Raw genomic sequence first — 15,974 nt, forward strand, 5'->3', positions numbered from 1 at the left:
ATCGTGGAACAAATCACGTCACGCCTTCGCGGCTCCCTGTTCGGTCACGACCGCTGCGACTGCGCCGATCAGGCGGTCGAGGTCCGCCGCGGCGATGGGGAGCGCGGGTGTGAGATAGACGATATCGCCGAACGGCCTGACCCAGACCCCGCGCGCGAGCAGCTTCGCCTTCAGCACGGCGAGATCGGGCGCTCGGGCGAACTGCACCGCTCCGACGGCGCCGAGGACCCGGACATCGGCCACGCCGGGCACGTTCCGCAGGGGTTCCAGACCGTCCGCGAGCCGGCGCTCGATGGCGCGGGCCTCAGCGAGGCGCGGCTCGGTCTCGAACAGGTCGAGGCTGGCATTGGCGGCTGCGCAGGCCAGGGGATTGGCCATGAAGGTCGGGCCGTGCATGAGCGCGGCCGCCGGATCGTCGGACCAGAACGCCTCGAACACTTCCGCGCGGGCGACGGTGGCGGCGAGCGCCATCGTCCCGCCGGTGAGCGCCTTCGACAGGCACAGGATGTCGGGCACGATTTCCGCCTGCTCGCAGGCGAACAGGCTGCCGGTGCGGCCGAAGCCGGTGAAGATCTCATCGGCGATCAGCGGCAGGCCGTGGCGCCGGGCGAGGCGCGCCACGGTGGCGAGCACCTCGGGCGGATGCGTCCGCATGCCCCCCGCGCCTTGGACCAGGGGCTCGACGATCACGGCGGCCAACGTGTCGCGATGGGTTGCGAGCGCCGCGTCGAGAGCCTCGGTCTCGGCCCGGCTGCGCGGCAAATCGCAGAAGACCTGGGTGGGCAGGTAGGCACCGAAGCGGCGGTGCATGCCCTCCTCGGGATCGCAGACCGACATCGCCCCCATCGTGTCGCCGTGATAGCCGAACCGGAAAGCGAGGACCTTCGTGCGGCCGCTCACCCCGCGGTTGAGCCACATCTGTGCGGCCATCTTGAGCGCGACCTCCACGGCGACCGAGCCCGAATCGCTGAGGAAGACGTGGTCGAGGTCGCCCGGCAGGAGGGCGGCGAGGCGCGCCGCCAGCCGCTCGGCCGGTGCATGGGTCAGGCCGCCGAACATCACGTGGGGCATGCGCTCCAGCTGGTCGGCCACCGCTCGGGCTATGTGCGGGTGATTGTAGCCGTGGACCGCCGTCCACCAGGAAGCGATCCCGTCCACCAGTTCGCGCCCGTCGGCCAGTACGATCCGCGTCCCGTGGGTGGCCACCGCTTCCAGCGGCTGCGCGGCGAGGCGCATCTGGGTGTAGGGCCGCCAGAGGTGACGCGCGGACGTGTCGGAGATCATGCCTCCGGCATGGTGGTCTCCCGGACGAGGGTCAAGGGTTCGGCGGCCGCCGCTTGACTTTGCCGCCGCGGCGGCTCCCATCCCGGCCTGATGGACAGCCTCAACGCCTTCGCGCGCGGAAAACTCGACGCCCTGGAAGCCGGCAGTCTGCGTCGGCGTCTGACGCCCACCGAGCGCGGGTCCGGCGCCGCGGCCACGCGGCGGGGCCGACCGCTCGTCTCGTTCTCCTGCAACGATTATCTCGGCCTGTCGCACCATCCGCGCGTGATCGCGGCCGCGCAGGCGGCGGCGGCCACCTACGGGGCGGGGGCGGGGGGATCGCGGCTCGTGACCGGCGACCACCCGGTTCTCGGCGCGCTGGAGGACAGGCTCGCGCGGCACAAGGGCACCGAGGCGGCCCTGGTCTTCGGCAGCGGCTACCTCGCCAATCTCGGGATCACCCCGGCGCTGGCGGGGCGCGGCGATCTCGTCCTGCTGGACGAGCTGTCCCATGCCTGCATGTGGGCCGGGGCGCGGCTGTCCGGCGCGCGGGTGCTGACGTTCCGCCACAACGATCCCGTCGACCTCGCGGATAAGCTCGCCGAGCATCGGTCGGGGCACACCCGCGCCCTGGTGCTCACCGAGCGGGTGTTCAGCATGGACGGCGACCGGGCGCCGCTCGGCGACATCCTGGGTATCGCGGACGCGTTCGACGCCTGGACTCTGGTGGACGACGCGCACGGGATCGGCGTCGTCGAGGACGGGCCTCGGGCGCCGCTGGAGATGGGCACGCTGTCGAAGGCGCTGGGCTCGTATGGCGGCTATCTCTGTGCCGCGCGCCCGGTGATCGACCTGCTGACGAGCCGCGCCCGGAGCTTCGTCTACACCACCGGTCTGCCCCCGGCCTCGGCCGCAGCGGCCCTGGAGGCGCTGGGAATCCTGGAATCGGAGCCCGAGCGGCGCGCCCGGCCGCTGGACCTCGCCCGGCGCTTCACGGCGCGCCTGGGGCTTCCCGAGGCCGAGAGCGCCGTGGTGCCGGTGCTGGTCGGCGAGGCGCAGGCGGCACTCGACATCTCGGCGGCGCTGGAAGACGCCGGCTTCCTTGTGGTGGCGATCCGCCCGCCGACGGTGCCGGCCGGGACGGCGCGGCTGCGGGTGGCGTTCTCGGCCGCCCACGACGAATCTCAGGTCGAGGCCTTGGCCGAGGCGGTGGCGGCGCTCACCGGGCGGGCCTGACGGCGCTTCCCGTCGGCTGCGCCCGCACCTATACCGGAGCCCCGACGGAGCGCAGGCGCTCCGGAATGCCCGTCGCCGAGAAAGCGGGCGCGGACCGGGATCGAGAGGACGACGCCATGGACGCCACAGCCCTGCGAGCTCTGCAGGCTCCGATCAAGGACAAGTACCGCACCGCGCCGGATGCCGCGGTGATCACCCTGAAGGCCAAGGGCACGCTCGACGACACCAAGATCGCCTGCAAGGTCGAGACCGGCCGCGCCATCGCGGAGGCCGGCCTCCACCCGGCGACCGGGGGCTCGGGGGCGGAGCTGTGCTCGGGCGACATGCTGCTGGAGGCGCTGGTCGCCTGCGCGGGCGTGACCCTGAAGGCCGTGGCGACCGCGCTGGAGATCCCGCTGCGCTCCGGGACGGTGAGCGCCGAGGGCGACCTCGACTTCCGCGGCACCCTTGGGGTCGACAAGGAGGCGCCGGTGGGCTTCCGCGATATCCGCCTGTTCTTCCAGCTCGATACCGACGCGTCGGAGGAGAAGCTCGCCCAGCTCATGAAGCTCACGGAGCGCTACTGCGTCGTGTTCCAGACCCTGAACAACAAGCCCGCGCTGTCGGCGGCTGTCACCACCGCCTGATCGAGGAGGCGACCATGGCCGGCGGCATCACCCAGGCCGAGTACTGGAACGGTGAGGTCGGCGCGCGCTGGGCCCGCAACCAGGCGGTTCTCGACGCGGTGTTTGCCCCGCTGACCGAGGCCCTGTTCGCACGGGTGTCCCTGAGCGCCGGGGACGCGGTGCTCGACATCGGCTGCGGATCCGGCGCGACGACGCTCGAAGTCGCGCGCCGGGTCGGGACGGGCGGCTCCGTCACCGGAGCCGACATTTCGGCCCCGCTGCTGGCGGTGGCCCGCAGCCGCATCGCCGCGGAGGCAAACGGGTCCGCCCCGATCCAATTCGTCGAGGCGGATGTGGAATGCGCGGAGCTCGGGCGCTTCGGGCAGGCGCTGTCGCGCTTCGGTGTCATGTTCTTCGCGGATTCGGCCCGCGCCTTCGGCAATGTCCGGCGGATGCTCACACCGGGAGGTCGCCTGACCTTTCTGTGCTGGCGCACGCTGCCCGAGAACCTGTGGGTGAGCGTGCCACGCGACGCCGTGCTGCCGCTCCTGCCGGAGGCCCCGCCGCCCCCGCAGCCGGACACGCCCGGCCCGTTCCGCTTCGCCGACGCGGACGCGCTGAGCGCACTCCTGCGCGGCGCCGGTTTCGGGACGGTGACCTGTGATGCCGTAGACCGGGACGTCGTCCTCGGTCGCGGCGGGAACGACGCGGAAGCCGCCGAGGCCGCCGCGCATGTGGCGCTCAATCTGGGCCCGACCTCGCACCTCGTCCGCGAGGCCGAACCTGTCTTCCGCGCCCGTGCCGAGGCGGCGGCGATTGAGGCGCTGCGCCGCCACGCCCATGACGGGACAGTAGGCCTGCGTGCCGCCTGCTGGCTCGTTCAGGCGGGGTAAGAGTTCGAGCCGCTGCGCGTCGATCCTTTTGCAAGGCCCCGGATCGCATTCCGCTGGCGCTTGAGGCGCCCGGGAAAGAGGTCCGGTGCAAACCCAACCCTTTCCCGGACCGGTGCGGCGAAGCGGACCCTGTCCAGGACCCAGCATAAAAATCGGCCGCGCAGCGGCTCCGTTGCCCTCCCTCAGAGTCCCCGTGCGCCACCGTCCGAGCGCGGATCGTGCATGGCCTCGATCCGGCCGTTGTGGGGATTGCGGACCAGCATGCCGGCATGGCCGAGGGAGTCGATATAAGGGCCGCCGAGTTCCTCGATCTCGTGGCCGAGGCGGCGGAGCGCCGCGATGCAGCCCGGATCGAACCGGTCCTCCACCTTGACGCTGAGGGAGGGCGCTCCCCAGGTCCGGCCGTAGAGAAGGCGTGGCGCATCGACGGCGTCGGCCACCGACATCCCGTAATCGGCGTAGCGCGTGAAAATCTGGGCCTGGAATTGCGGCTGCCCGTCGCCGCCCATGCTGCCGTAGCTCATCACCCGGCCGTCGTCGAAGGCCGCGAGCGCCGGGATCAGGGTGTGGAACGGGCGCCGGCCCGGCTCCAGGGGATTCACGGCCTTCGGGTCGAGGGAGAAGGACATGCCCCGGTTCTGCCAGCAGATGCCGGTCGCCGGCAGCACCGTGCCGGAGCCGTATTCCCAGTAGACCGATTGGATGTAGGAGACGGCCAGCCCGTCCCGGTCGATCGCCCCCATCCAGACGGTGTCGCCGTGGCCCGGATCGGGCAGGGGCACGCGGGCGGCGCGGGCCATGTCGACGAGGGCCGCCTCACGGGCGAGACGCTCCGGCGTCAGGAAAGCCGCGGGGTCGTGCCGCAGCCGGCCGAAATCGGTCACCACCCGGTCGCGGATCGCGAAGGCCCGCTTCGTGGCCTCGATCAGCCCGTGATACTGGGCCGTGCTCTCCGGCTCGGTCACGTTCAGCCGGTCGAAGATACCGAGGATCAGGAGGGCGGCGAGCCCCTGGGTCGGGGGCGGGAAGTTGTAGAGCGTGGCGTCGCGCCGTCGAATCGACAGGGGCGCCCGCTCGGCCGCCGCGTAGGCTTCGAGATCCGCCCGGGTCACCGGCGCGCCGAGGCGCTCCAGATCGGCAGAGATCTCTCGGCCGACATCGCCGCGGTAAAAGTCGCCCAGTCCCGCATGGGCCAGCTGCTCCAGGGTCGCGGCGAGCCGGGGCAGGGCCCGGGTCTCACCGGCCGGATAGGGCTTGCCGTCCTTCAGGAAGGTCGTCGAGAAATTCGGGGCGTCGTGGAGCGTGTCGAGTTCCTGAGGCACGTAGCGCGCCTCCGAGGCCGAGACCGGAACCCCGTCCCGTGCCTGCCTGATGGCGTCTGCGAGCAACGTCTCCAGGGGAAGACGGCCGCCCAGCGCCCGGGACAGCTCCAGGGCGAGGCGCCAGCCGCCGACGGCGCCGGCCACCGTCACCATCGCGTCCGGACCGCGCGACGGAATCGTGTCGTAGCCCTTCTCGCGATAGCGCTGGATCGTGGCGAGGCGCCCGGCCGGGCCGCAGGCCTCGATGCCGCGCACGCGGCCGCCGCGCTCACGCACCAGCCAGAACCCGTCGCCGCCGATGCCGTTCATGTGCGGATAGACCACCGCGATGGAGGCGGCCATCGCCACCATCGCCTCGATGGCGTTGCCACCCTGGGCCAGCACGGTCTGGCCCGCCTGCGCGGCGAGGTGGTGGGGCGCCGCGACGGCGCTGTCGGCGAAGACGGGGGTCTCGGGCATAGCGGATCCTGTGGTATTCCAACCGCTGGGTTAAGCGAGCGCGCGGTCGCTGCAAAGGCCAGAGGCATGCCGGGCGACGACTCCCGAAGCCTCACGCCGCTCCGGTCCGTCGAGCCGTGAGGGGCGGACATGCCGCCGGGTCGGGACGGGAACGGTCCCGGCGCCCCGGCTCTTTCAAGACCATGTTAATTTTCGAGTGGGTCGTGGGCGTGCTGTTCGGCGCGGTCCTGTTGGCCGGGATGGCACGACGGCTGGGGGCACCGTATCCGGCCTTCCTGGCCCTGGGAGGCGTCGGCCTCGCCTTCGTGCCCGGCGTGCCCAATCTGCGGCTCGATCCCGAACTCGCGCTCGCGCTGTTCCTGGCGCCCGTCCTGCTCGATGCCGGCTTCGATGCCTCGGTCCGGGATCTGAAGGCGAACTGGCGCGCGGTGCTGGGGCTCGCGGTCGGCGCGGTGGCGGTGACGACGCTCGCCGTCGCCGTCGTGGCGCGCCTCGTGGTGCCCGACATGCCGCTGTCGGCCTGCATCGTGCTCGGCGCCGTGGTCGCGCCGCCCGACGCGGTGGCGGCCCTGGCTGTCCTGAAGCACGCGCCGATGCCGCACCGGCTCGCCACCATCCTGCGCGGCGAGAGCCTGCTCAACGACGCGGCCTCGCTGCTGATCTACCGGCTGGCGGTCGGGGCCGCGCTGGCCGGCGGCTTCCACCCGGCCGAGGTGGTGCCGGCCTTCCTGCTGGGCGTGGTAGCGAGCCTGCTGGCAGGTCCTTGCCTGGGCCTCCTCTTCGTCGCCCTGAGCCGGCGCGTGACGGATCCGGCGAGCGCGATCGTGATGCAGTTCGTCGTCGCCTTCGCGATCTGGCTCGCCGCAGAGCGGCTGGAGATGTCGGGGGTCCTGACCATCGTGACCTTCGCGGTCACCGTGGCCCGCCGGGCGCCGGGCGTCACGGCGCCGCGCGCCCGGGTGATCTCCTACGCGGTCTGGGCCACGGCGGTGTTCGTGCTCAACGTGCTGGCCTTCGTGCTGATCGGCATCCAGATCGATCCGATCCGGGATCGGCTCACCGGCGCGGATGCGTGGCAGGCCCTGCTTCTGGCTGCCGCCACCTTCGCCACCGTGGTGGTGACCCGCCTCGCCTGGGTCCTGCCGACCACCGGCATGCGCGGGCTCGGCCTCCGGCAGGCGGGTGCGCCGGCACGGCTTGGTCCGGGGCTCGCCCTGTCCTGGGCGGGGATGCGCGGCATCGTGACGGTGGCGGCCGCCCTGGCGCTGCCGGCCGACTTCCCGCACCGGGATCTCGTGGTCTTCACCGCCTTCTTCACCGTGCTCGGGACGCTGATCGTCCAGGGCCTGACCCTGCGGCCGCTGCTCGCCTACCTCAAGCTGGAGGACGACGACCCGGTCGGACGCGAGACCGGCCGCGCCCGGGCCGCAGCCTACAAGGCCGCCCTCGAGAGCCTGACGGATGCGGAGGATGAACCGGCCACGGATGCGCTGCGCGCCGAGTTCCGCGCGGCGCTCGCCGAAGCCGAGGAGCACGACGAAGGCCGCGCCCCGGAAAGCCTGCCGGCGGACGCCGCCCGCCGCAAGGCGGTCGAGGCCGCACGCGACGCGGTGCTGACCCTGCGGCGACGCGGCCGGATCGGCGACGATGCCTACTACCTGCTGGAGGAGGAGTTCGACTGGGCCGAACTCAGCGCCACGCCGAAGGCCGAGACCTGAGCGCGGGGTTCAGACGCTTTTTCGTGCCGCGACCCGCGCCTCGATCGCGTCCCAGACCGCCACCGCCAGGTCGGGGCCGCCCAGCCGCTTGATCGCCCGGATGCCCGTCGGGGAGGTGACGTTGATCTCGGTCAGGTGCCCGTCGATGACGTCGATCCCGACCAGGATCAGGCCGCGCCGCGCAAGCTCGGGGCCGATCGTCGCGCAGATCTCGCGTTCGCGCTCGGTGAGCTCCGAGGCGGCGGCAGCCCCCCCGCGGACCATGTTCGAGCGAATGTCGTTGGCCGCCGGAACGCGGTTCACCGCGCCCATCGCTACGCCATCGACCAGGATGATGCGCTTGTCGCCCTCGGTGACCCGATCGAGGTAGCGCTGGACCACCCAGGCCTCGCGGAAGGTCGTGGCGAACAGGTCGAACATCGAGCCGAAATTCGGATCCTTCTCGGTCACCTTGAAGACGGCTGCGCCCCCGTGCCCGTGCAGCGGCTTCATCGCCACCGTGCCGTGTTCCAGCCGGAAAGCCTCGATCTCCGCCTTGTCGCGGCTGATCAGGGTCGGCGGCATCAGTTCGGGGAAGTCGAGGACGAACAGCTTCTCGGGGGCGTTGCGCACCTCGAAGGGGTCGTTCACCACGAGCGTCTGCGGGTGGATCCGCTCCAGCATGTGGGTGGCCGTGATGTAGGCCATGTCGAAGGGCGGATCCTGGCGCATCAGCACCACGTCCGTCTCGGCAAGGTCGATGCGCTCCGGCGGCGTCAGCGTGAAATGCGCACCCTCGACATCCTGCACGGTCAGCCGCTCGACGCGGGCCGTCACGCGCCGGCCCTGCATCGAGAGCCGGTCGGGCGTGTAGTACACGAGGGAGTGCCCCCGCCGCTGGGCTTCCAGCAGCAGGGCAAAGGTGGTGTCACCCGCGATCCGGATCGTCTGGATCGGGTCCATCTGAACCGCGACGGTCAGGCCCATCTGAAATGCCCCTCGCCAGCGGCGTGACTCTCGACGGGACGCCGGCTCAATCGTCGGACAGCGACTTGCTGCCGGTGCGCTTGTCGTAGTCGCCGATCGCCGAGCGGCATTCGGGCGAGAGGCGCTTGCGGTTGCGCATCATGCACCGATCCGCGTCCTGGCTGTTCGGATCGACGCCGGCGCAGAGGCGGAAATAGTCGTTCGCGCAGCCGAGCTGCAGGCCCTGATCCTCGCGTTGGGCATAGGCAGGACCGGCGGTGAGCGCGAACAGCGCCAGGGCCGCCGTAGCCAGCCCGCGGCGGCGGGAGACGCGCAGGGATCGTTCCGGAACCAGTCGCATTCAGCGGTGTCCTCAAATCTCGATCGGGCGGAGAACCGTGTGGCGGTCCCCCCTCCACCCGCGCCCGGCATATCGGTCGCGCTGGGCGGTAGGCAAGCGTCGCGGGTCCGCGAGGGTTCCGCGCGTCCCTTGCGGCGGCCACGCTTCACCGCGGTGTGGTCCCTGGGACCCAGAGCCGCCCCGGCGAGAAAAAGGCCCCGTCCGGGATCGGACAGGGCCTCAAGTCGAAGGGAGGAAACGCCCGCCATGGGCGAAGACACCTTCGCAATTTGCGCGCCAATCCCGCGCAGCATTTCAATCCGCGTCACGGTGCCGGAAAGAGTCCGTTAACCACGTCATGCTGGATTGTTTCCGTAGCCCTTGCCGACCGCCCTCCGCAGGGCCCGGGCCGGACGCTCGGACCGCCGACAGGAGCCTGAGACCATGACCCTTTTCAAACCGCAGGTGAGTAGCGCCCGACGTTCATCCCTGCACGCGGCCGATTCGATCCGCGAATCCGCCCCCGCTTCGTCCGCCATCGTGGTTCCGTTTCCCGGTCCCGAGGCACGGCGGACGTGCCGCATCCCGCGCTCGGGCGAGCGGCGCGGCGAGATCCTGCTGTTCCTCGGCGTGCGCTACGAGCGCCTCGCATCCTGAACGCGTCGCGGCGGACGAGCGGCCGCGCGCGGATTCTAACGGTTCCCCATGCCAGTCCCGGACTGCCAGCGGCTCGGCCGCCTTCGAACGGCCGCACGCCTGCTGCCCGCGGGCGCGGCGATGGCCTTCCTGGCCGCCTGCACCCAGAATGGCGATTTCGGCCGTCCGCGCACCGGCGTGTGGAACGGCCTCATCGACACGACAGGCAGTTTCAGCACCCATGACCGAGGCCGGTTGCTCCTCGATTCGGGTCTCACCGACGATGAGCAGGCCCTGCGCGACCGCGCCTGGCGGTTCGTGCAGCCCGCCAGCACCTTCGCGGCCTTCCAGGACGCGCTGCTCGGACTCGCCAGCGCGCACGCGACACCGGCACCCTGGCGCTTCGACGAGATCGACGCCTATTACGTCGCGCTGACCGCGGAACCGTCCCGCTCGCCCGTGTCCCGCTACCGGCAGCTCGGCGACGACGCCACCGCGGATGGCCGCCTAATTCCGACCTTCGCGGCGCTCGCCGCCCGGGTCATCGACGCGGATGTCGCGCGCCTGCGCAGCCTGCCTTTCGCCAAGACGCTCGATGCTGCCGACGTGCGGATGGCCGCCCAGCGTGTCGCCGAGAACCGGTGCCTGATCGCCTGGGTTCGCGTCGAGGCCGGCCTGCGGCTCGCGCGCTACCGGTTCGCCCTGGAGCACCTCTTCGCTGCGGCCCCGGCGCCCGAATCCGTCTCGGCCGAGCGGTCGCTGGCGATGCTCGCCGCCCGCCGCAACCTGCTGGACCCGCTCCTGCCGCCCGACGCGGCCGCGCGGTGCGGGCTCGGACCGGTGCCGGTCGCCCAGGCCGCACCGCTCGTCGCGAAGGATTGAGCAGCCGCTACCGCCCCGCGCCCTTGCCGGCCGAATCCTTCCCCGGCGGCTCGTTCGCCGGCGTATCGGTGGTGCAGGAGACGGCCTGAACCGCGGCGTTGGCGGCGGGCCGCTGGCTCGGAAGACCGGCGATCACCCGCACCACCACGAAGCCGCGCGTGTCGGGCGCCACGATCCGCACGTCGCGGCTCGGATCGTTCTCGTCGTCGTCGGCGAGCGCCTCGTCGTACTGGGCGCGGGTGAGGATGACGAGATCGAGGGCGCCGCGGACCGCCGCCTGGTCGGTCACCGCGTAGAAGGCACCGCGCCTGGCATGGGCAGCGAGCGACAGGGACAGCGGTCCGGTTCGCGCCGAGACGCGCATAGGACCGTCCGTCAGGTCGTAGGCGCAGACGCCCACCGCCACCGCCGGGTCCGGGATCGGCAGCCACGCCTCGGGCGGGGAGGGATCGTCGCCGGTGGCCACCGTGTAGATGGGCTGCGGATGATCCAGACTCTCGCTGGTGCGGGCGCGCGAGACCGCGTCCTTCTCCGACAGAGCCGGGATCGCCAGGACCGCCGCGATGTGGACGATCCCGGCCAGGACCAAGCCGATCAGCGTGGCGTAGACGAAGCGCAGGCTCACGAGGCACATTCCAGACGGGTGATGGCCGGCACCGATCCCCGGTCGAGGGATCCGACGCTGGCGGCGACCGGCGTGTCGTAGAGGCGCAGGGCCAGCCGCACCGGCCCGCTCGCCCGGGGGCTCGGAAGCCAGTTGCCGGGCTGGACCTCGGGCCCGACCACCACCGCGAACCGTCCGTCCGCCGAGCGCAGCACCTCGGTCGAGGTGAAGCCCTCGCGCAGGGGCGCACGGCCGGGATCGCGCGGGCCGCGGCCGGCCACCGTAAGGGTCCAGGCGCGGGCGGGCGGTGTCCCGCCGCCGATTCGGTAGGTGCAGGTGGCGTCGAGCGCTTTGCCCTCGTCATCCACCGCCGCCGTCAGCAGCAGGCCCTCGCCCACCGCAAGCGGAATCTCGCCCCGCCGGGCATTGACCGCGCGGGTATAGGGATCGGCATTCGCGGCACCGGCCCGCGGCCACGCCGTCCAGGCGCCGACCTCCACGCCACCGAACGGATAGCCGCCGCTCGTGGCCCAGTCGGCGCTGGCGAGGCCGAGCGCGCCGCCGAGCACCAGCGCGTACACCGCGAGGCCGGCGACCGAACTCTTGCGCCACAGACGGGCGACGAACCGGGCCGCGCCGTTGCGCGGGCCGCGTTCATCGGCGCTCGAAGCGCCCTCGGCCGCGGACGTGCGACCGAACGCTGCAGGACTCGTGAACCTCATGCGGTCACCGGACCTCGATGAAGCCGCCGACCGACCGCGTGTCCTCGGCGATGGCGCGGGTCTGGGTCGGGAATCCTGCCGCGGCTCTGTCGCCGGGCTTCCGACCAGTCTTCTGCGGATCGCTGCCGGAGCGACCCTCCTGCCCGGGCCCCGCCGCAGGTGCCCGCTCGACCGTGCGGAACAGCCCGTTCAGGCCGCTGATCACCTCGAAGGAGCGGCGCGAGAGCTTGCCGTAGGCGCTGGCATTGGGATCGGTCGGGGCAGTCGGGCCGCCGGAGGCCTGCTGCTGGGCAGCACGCGGGCTTTCCTTGAGGCCCGGCAGGCCCTTGATCTCGATACCCTGATGGGCCGGCTCCATCACGTCGTGCCAGGTCTGGGCCGGGAGGGAGCCGCCGGTCAGCTTGTTGGTCGAGGTGTGGTCATCGTTCCCGAACCAGACCGCCCCGACGTAATTGCCCGTGTAGCCGACGAACCACGCGTCCCGGTAGGCGTTTGTCGTGCCCGACTTGCCGGCGACCTTCACGCCCTCGAGCTGCGCGCGCTTGCCGGTGCCTTCTTCGACGACCTTGTTGAGCATGAAGTTCATGTCGGCCACGACCTGGGGTGAGAGCACCCGCTCGGGCGCCTCGTCGGCGTGGCGGTAGATCACCTCGCCCGACGAGTTCTTCACCTCCATCGCGGCGTAGGGCTTGGCGCGGAAGCCACCATTGGCGAACACCGCATAACCGGCCGCTTGGTCGATTACCGTCACCTCGTCCGAGCCGATCGGCATTGAGACCGTGTCGATCAGGTTCGAGGTAATGCCCATCTTGTGGGCGAGGTCGGTGATCTTCGCGCGACCCGCTTTCGCGGCCCGGGCCTCGTGGGTGATGCCCATGGCCTTGCCGAGCGCGATCGAGATCTTGATCGGGATCGTGTTGATCGATTTGGCCACGGCGAGCCACATCGGCACGCGGCCGGCATAGGAGCGGCCGTAATTCTGCGGGCACCAGTTGCCGATGCAGACCGGGCTGTCGACGACCGTCGTGTCCGGCTTGAACAGGCCGGAGGCCAGTGCCGCGGAATAGACGTAGGGTTTGAACGAGGAGCCGGGCTGGCGCAGCGCATCGGTGGCGCGGTTGAACTGGCTCTCGCCGTAATCCGCGCCGCCAACCATGGCGCGCAGGGCCCCGTCGGGATCGAGGATCACCATGGCGGCCTCGTCCACGTCGTAGGCGTCCCCGGACTTGCGCAGGATGTCGGCCACCACCTCGTCGGCCCGCTTCTGGACGGCGAGGTCAAGGGGCGTCTTCACGGTCAGGACGCGGTCATTGCGCAGCTTGCCCGCGTCGGCCATCGCCTTGATCTCGCCGAAAGCCCAGTCGAGGTAGTAGTCGGCGGTGATGTCGCGGGTGCGGGTCACCGGGGTCGCCGGATTGCGCAGGGCGGTCTGGATCTGGCCTTCGGTGACGAAGCCCGCCTCCACCATGTTGTGCAGCACGTCCGCCGCGCGGGCGCGCGCCGCCGGCAGGTTGACGTGCGGGGCGTACTTGGTCGGCGCCTTGAACAGGCCGGCCAGCATGGCGGCCTCGGCGAGACTGATGTCCTTGAGCGGCTTGCCGAAATAGTAATCCGCCGCCGCAACCGCGCCGAAGGTGCCGCCGCCCATATAGGCCCGGTCGAGATAGAGCTTCAGGATCTCGTTCTTGGTCAGATGGCTCTCGAGCCAGAGCGCCAGGAACGCCTCGTTGATCTTGCGCTCCAGGGAGCGCTCGTTCGTCAGGAACAGGTTCTTGGCGAGCTGCTGGGTGATCGAGGAGCCGCCCTGCGTGCCGCCGCCGCCGCGGGAGTTGTTCACCAGCGCCCGCAGGGTGCCGATCGGGTCGATGCCCCAATGCTCGTAGAAGCGCCGGTCCTCCGTGGAGACCAGCGCCTTGATCATGATGTCGGGAAACTCGTCGAGCTTGAGCGAGTCGTCGTGCTTGATGCCGCGCCGCCCAACCTCGGTGCCGTAGCGGTCGAGGAATGTGACGGCGAGATCCTGCTGCTTCAGCCAGTTCTCGCTGGTGAGCTGGAAGGCGGGCTGCGCCAGGGCGAGCATGAGCACCGCGCCGCCGGCCCCGATCGTGACAGCCTCGCTGGTCAGATCGAGGGCGAAGCGCTTCCAGCCGCGCACCGCGAAGCGGCTCATGAAGCGCTGGAAGCGCTCGTAAGCCTCGCCGGTGGACTGGCCGCTGTCGTACAGGCTGGCATTGACCCAGGCGTCGAACGCGAGGGCGGCGCGCTCGAGGCGAATCTTGATCTCGGTGAACGTCGGCAGGCGCACGATGTCGGACCCGGCTTGTCGAGCGCCTTTGCGGCGGATGGTCGAGCGCCCGCACCGCGGGCGTGAAACCTGCGACCGAGGCACCGCGCGGCGTCCGAAGTCCATAGCAGGATCCGGAACCGTCGGCGAGGCTCTGCGCAGTCTCGCGAATCGCCGCGGACGAGCTTGGGCATAACGCGCCAGGGCGCGGTCCGGTCGCACCGGGTCTGCGCATGCGCCGCTTGCCCCGTTGTCCCGGCTCGGGCAGACAGGCGCACCTCCCTATCGAGAGACCTGACCGATGTCCAAGCCCGAGGCGCCGCGCCGCGGGGCCGTCGAGCCGTTCTGGCGGACCAAGACCCTCGAAGGCATGACCCCGTCTGAATGGGAGAGCCTGTGCGACGGGTGCGGCCGGTGCTGCCTGATGAAGCTCGAGGACGAGGATACCGGCGAGGTCCACCATACGGATGTCGGCTGTACGCTGCTCGATGGCCTGACCTGCCGCTGCCGCGACTACGCGCGCCGCCAGAAGCGGGTGCCCGACTGCGTCCGTCTTACGCCCGAGGCGGTGCGCTCGATCGCGTGGCTGCCGCCGACCTGCGCCTACCGGCTCGTCCGGGACGGAAAGCCCCTCTATCCGTGGCATCCGCTGATCTCGGGCCGGGCCTCGAGCGTGCACGAGGCCGGCATCTCGGTTCGCGGCCGGCTCGCCGGCAACGAGGAGGAATTTTCCGAAGAGGAACTGCCGGACCGGATCGTGGACTGGCCGAGCCGCGATCCCCACGCGGATTGAGGGCGCGGCGTCCGCTCAGCCGATGCCGGCGTCGCGGCCGAGCAGCCTTCCCCCGGCCAGCCCGTTGAGGCCGATGACGATCGCGACCGCCGCCGCGTGGATCAGGAGATCCGTCGCGGTGGCGTCGTGCGGATGAACCGGCATCAGCAGGGCCGCCGCGGCCGCCGCCACCGCGAGACCGCCCAGGGCGGCCGTGAGGTTCGGGCGGAGCGGGCAGGCGCGGCGCAGCATCATCACGATCAGCACCGAGAGCGGCACCGAGACGCAGATCAGGAAACTGAAGCAGCCCATCACCGTGTGGGCGCCGGGAATATCGGTCCCGGGGGCGACCCATTCGCGCAGGCAGCCCAGCCCGCTCGCGCCGATCCAGAGGGCGAGCGGCGGCAGGGGCAGAAGCGCCCAGCCGGCGGAGCGGCCCGGAACGCTGGTCGCGAAGGCCGCGCAGGCAGCCGTGACCGCCGTCAGCACCGCGCCGGTCGCCGCCAGGGCGAGATCGGGTACGTGCATGCGCAGCATGAAGCCGTTCGTGCCGGTCAAGGCCGCCAGCACCAGCCCGATCAGCAGGGCTGCGCCGAGCCAGAGGGCCGCGCGCGCCATCGGGGAGGGCAGCGGCCGCACGGGCTCCAGGCTGCCCGCGAGTTCCTCGACGAGCCGCTCGTGGCGAGACCGTTCGCAGCCGGCGCGGTCGGGCATCACTCCCTCTCCTGCGTCAGGCTGGCCCGGAGCGCCTTCAGGGCCCGGTGCAGGTTGACCTTGAGCGCTCCCTTGCTGCGGCCGGTGAGCGCCGCGGTCTCATCGAGCGACAGCTCGCGCAGGCCGAGATGCTCCACCGCCTGCCGTTGACCCTCCGGGAGGGCGGCGACCGCCCGCGCCAGGGCGGCGGCGCGGTCACGCGCCTCCAGATTCTGGCCGGGGGCGGGGCCGGGATCGACCTCGGCCTCGTAGGCCAGAGGATCGTTGACCTCCCGCGGACGGCGGCCGGCCCGGCGCAGCCGGTCGATCGCCCGCCGCTGCGTGATCGCGCGCAGCCAGGGCAGGAACGGGCGGGCGGGATCGTAGCTCGCCCGCGCCCGGTGGACGGTCATCAGCGTGTCTTGCACGACATCATCCACGGCCTCGCCGCGCACGCCCTGGGCCCGGGCGATCGCCGAGACGACCGGCAGGCAGGCCTTCAGCAGGGCGCGATAGGCGGCCGCGTCGCCGCCCTGCGCCGCCGCCATCAGGACCGCAAGGTCTTCTTCGCGCGCCATCCCGGCTCCGCCGCCGTTCCGC

16 protein-coding genes are annotated in these 15,974 nt (G+C 71.5%); 7 read left to right on the forward strand and 9 right to left on the reverse strand.

The features are described from left to right. Nucleotides 1–18 precede the first annotated feature (18 nt). On the reverse strand, nucleotides 19–1,284 hold the full coding sequence (locus tag ACYCO6_RS11475) for an adenosylmethionine--8-amino-7-oxononanoate transaminase (protein ID WP_459771894.1): 1,266 nt from the start codon (nucleotides 1,282–1,284) through the stop codon (nucleotides 19–21). A gap of 90 nt (nucleotides 1,285–1,374) precedes the next feature. Between ACYCO6_RS11475 and ACYCO6_RS11480 the strand changes: the two genes are divergently transcribed. From ACYCO6_RS11480 to ACYCO6_RS11490, 3 genes are all read left to right on the forward strand, one after another. Beyond that, nucleotides 1,375–2,499, forward strand: a complete 1,125-nt coding sequence (locus ACYCO6_RS11480) for an aminotransferase class I/II-fold pyridoxal phosphate-dependent enzyme (protein WP_459771895.1) — start codon at nucleotides 1,375–1,377, stop codon at nucleotides 2,497–2,499. A gap of 116 nt (nucleotides 2,500–2,615) precedes the next feature. Beyond that, nucleotides 2,616–3,125, forward strand: coding sequence for an OsmC family protein (locus tag ACYCO6_RS11485; RefSeq protein ID WP_459773532.1), 510 nt, complete (start codon nucleotides 2,616–2,618; stop codon nucleotides 3,123–3,125). Between the two features lie 14 nt (nucleotides 3,126–3,139). Beyond that, nucleotides 3,140–3,997 (forward strand): class I SAM-dependent methyltransferase, encoded by an 858-nt coding sequence (locus ACYCO6_RS11490; RefSeq protein ID WP_459771896.1) that lies wholly within the window; start codon nucleotides 3,140–3,142, stop codon nucleotides 3,995–3,997. Nucleotides 3,998–4,179: 182 nt separating this feature from the next. On the opposite strand, the gene ACYCO6_RS11495 is transcribed toward ACYCO6_RS11490, so the two are convergent. Beyond that, complete coding sequence (locus ACYCO6_RS11495; RefSeq protein WP_459771897.1) at nucleotides 4,180–5,778, reverse strand: gamma-glutamyltransferase family protein; 1,599 nt, start codon at nucleotides 5,776–5,778, stop codon at nucleotides 4,180–4,182. Between the two features lie 182 nt (nucleotides 5,779–5,960). Here ACYCO6_RS11495 and ACYCO6_RS11500 point away from each other — a divergent pair, with 182 nt between their 5' ends. Further along, nucleotides 5,961–7,496, forward strand: a complete 1,536-nt coding sequence (locus ACYCO6_RS11500; RefSeq protein ID WP_459771898.1) for a cation:proton antiporter — start codon at nucleotides 5,961–5,963, stop codon at nucleotides 7,494–7,496. Between the two features lie 9 nt (nucleotides 7,497–7,505). Here ACYCO6_RS11500 and gshB read toward each other — a convergent pair whose 3' ends face one another. Then, a complete protein-coding gene (gshB, locus tag ACYCO6_RS11505; protein ID WP_459771899.1) occupies nucleotides 7,506–8,462 on the reverse strand; it encodes a glutathione synthase in 957 nt (318 codons plus the stop codon). Nucleotides 8,463–8,508: 46 nt separating this feature from the next. Next, a complete protein-coding gene (locus ACYCO6_RS11510) occupies nucleotides 8,509–8,802 on the reverse strand; it encodes a hypothetical protein (protein ID WP_459771900.1) in 294 nt (97 codons plus the stop codon). A gap of 423 nt (nucleotides 8,803–9,225) precedes the next feature. On the opposite strand from ACYCO6_RS11510, the gene ACYCO6_RS11515 reads away from it, so the two are divergent. Both ACYCO6_RS11515 and ACYCO6_RS11520 read left to right on the forward strand, forming a co-directional pair. Continuing rightward, complete coding sequence (locus ACYCO6_RS11515) at nucleotides 9,226–9,438, forward strand: hypothetical protein (RefSeq protein WP_459771901.1); 213 nt, start codon at nucleotides 9,226–9,228, stop codon at nucleotides 9,436–9,438. A 48-nt stretch (nucleotides 9,439–9,486) separates the two neighbouring features. Then, nucleotides 9,487–10,299 (forward strand): hypothetical protein, encoded by an 813-nt coding sequence (locus ACYCO6_RS11520; protein ID WP_459771902.1) that lies wholly within the window; start codon nucleotides 9,487–9,489, stop codon nucleotides 10,297–10,299. A gap of 7 nt (nucleotides 10,300–10,306) precedes the next feature. On the opposite strand, the gene ACYCO6_RS11525 is transcribed toward ACYCO6_RS11520, so the two are convergent. Genes ACYCO6_RS11525 through ACYCO6_RS11535 form a run of 3 tightly spaced genes read right to left on the reverse strand, consistent with a single transcriptional unit; the run spans nucleotide 10,307 to nucleotide 13,930 of the window. After that, nucleotides 10,307–10,933: a DUF1254 domain-containing protein gene (locus tag ACYCO6_RS11525; RefSeq protein WP_459771903.1), complete on the reverse strand. Its 627-nt coding sequence runs from the start codon at nucleotides 10,931–10,933 to the stop codon at nucleotides 10,307–10,309. Continuing rightward, nucleotides 10,921–11,625, reverse strand: a complete 705-nt coding sequence (locus ACYCO6_RS11530; protein WP_459771904.1) for a DUF1214 domain-containing protein — start codon at nucleotides 11,623–11,625, stop codon at nucleotides 10,921–10,923. Before ACYCO6_RS11530 ends, ACYCO6_RS11525 begins: the two co-directional genes overlap by 13 nt. Nucleotides 11,626–11,629: 4 nt before the next feature. Then, nucleotides 11,630–13,930: a transglycosylase domain-containing protein gene (locus ACYCO6_RS11535; protein WP_459771905.1), complete on the reverse strand. Its 2,301-nt coding sequence runs from the start codon at nucleotides 13,928–13,930 to the stop codon at nucleotides 11,630–11,632. A 280-nt stretch (nucleotides 13,931–14,210) separates the two neighbouring features. Here ACYCO6_RS11535 and ACYCO6_RS11540 point away from each other — a divergent pair, with 280 nt between their 5' ends. Beyond that, complete coding sequence (locus ACYCO6_RS11540) at nucleotides 14,211–14,702, forward strand: YcgN family cysteine cluster protein (protein ID WP_459771906.1); 492 nt, start codon at nucleotides 14,211–14,213, stop codon at nucleotides 14,700–14,702. 15 nt (nucleotides 14,703–14,717) lie between these two features. On the opposite strand, the gene ACYCO6_RS11545 is transcribed toward ACYCO6_RS11540, so the two are convergent. Further along, the gene (locus ACYCO6_RS11545) at nucleotides 14,718–15,395 is read right to left on the reverse strand and encodes an NrsF family protein (protein ID WP_459771907.1); all 678 of its coding nucleotides are present in this window, start codon (nucleotides 15,393–15,395) and stop codon (nucleotides 14,718–14,720) included. Next, the gene (locus tag ACYCO6_RS11550; protein WP_459771908.1) at nucleotides 15,395–15,952 is read right to left on the reverse strand and encodes a sigma-70 family RNA polymerase sigma factor; all 558 of its coding nucleotides are present in this window, start codon (nucleotides 15,950–15,952) and stop codon (nucleotides 15,395–15,397) included. Before ACYCO6_RS11550 ends, ACYCO6_RS11545 begins: the two co-directional genes overlap by 1 nt. Between the last annotated feature and the right edge of the window lie 22 nt (nucleotides 15,953–15,974).

Source organism: Methylobacterium sp. CM6257, from assembly GCF_054611515.1.

Excerpts from the sequence above, each read along its gene's own strand:
- ACYCO6_RS11475 (WP_459771894.1), bottom strand. The coding sequence starts at position 1,284 with ATGATCTCCGACACGTCCGCGCGTCACCTCTGGCGGCCCTACACCCAG.
- ACYCO6_RS11480 (WP_459771895.1), top strand. The coding sequence starts at position 1,375 with ATGGACAGCCTCAACGCCTTCGCGCGCGGAAAACTCGACGCCCTGGAA.
- ACYCO6_RS11485 (WP_459773532.1), top strand. The coding sequence starts at position 2,616 with ATGGACGCCACAGCCCTGCGAGCTCTGCAGGCTCCGATCAAGGACAAG.
- ACYCO6_RS11490 (WP_459771896.1), top strand. The coding sequence starts at position 3,140 with ATGGCCGGCGGCATCACCCAGGCCGAGTACTGGAACGGTGAGGTCGGC.
- ACYCO6_RS11495 (WP_459771897.1), bottom strand. The coding sequence starts at position 5,778 with ATGCCCGAGACCCCCGTCTTCGCCGACAGCGCCGTCGCGGCGCCCCAC.
- ACYCO6_RS11500 (WP_459771898.1), top strand. The coding sequence starts at position 5,961 with ATGTTAATTTTCGAGTGGGTCGTGGGCGTGCTGTTCGGCGCGGTCCTG.
- gshB (WP_459771899.1), bottom strand. The coding sequence starts at position 8,462 with ATGGGCCTGACCGTCGCGGTTCAGATGGACCCGATCCAGACGATCCGG.
- ACYCO6_RS11510 (WP_459771900.1), bottom strand. The coding sequence starts at position 8,802 with ATGCGACTGGTTCCGGAACGATCCCTGCGCGTCTCCCGCCGCCGCGGG.
- ACYCO6_RS11515 (WP_459771901.1), top strand. The coding sequence starts at position 9,226 with ATGACCCTTTTCAAACCGCAGGTGAGTAGCGCCCGACGTTCATCCCTG.
- ACYCO6_RS11520 (WP_459771902.1), top strand. The coding sequence starts at position 9,487 with ATGCCAGTCCCGGACTGCCAGCGGCTCGGCCGCCTTCGAACGGCCGCA.
- ACYCO6_RS11525 (WP_459771903.1), bottom strand. The coding sequence starts at position 10,933 with ATGTGCCTCGTGAGCCTGCGCTTCGTCTACGCCACGCTGATCGGCTTG.
- ACYCO6_RS11530 (WP_459771904.1), bottom strand. The coding sequence starts at position 11,625 with ATGAGGTTCACGAGTCCTGCAGCGTTCGGTCGCACGTCCGCGGCCGAG.
- ACYCO6_RS11540 (WP_459771906.1), top strand. The coding sequence starts at position 14,211 with ATGTCCAAGCCCGAGGCGCCGCGCCGCGGGGCCGTCGAGCCGTTCTGG.
- ACYCO6_RS11545 (WP_459771907.1), bottom strand. The coding sequence starts at position 15,395 with ATGCCCGACCGCGCCGGCTGCGAACGGTCTCGCCACGAGCGGCTCGTC.
- ACYCO6_RS11550 (WP_459771908.1), bottom strand. The coding sequence starts at position 15,952 with ATGGCGCGCGAAGAAGACCTTGCGGTCCTGATGGCGGCGGCGCAGGGC.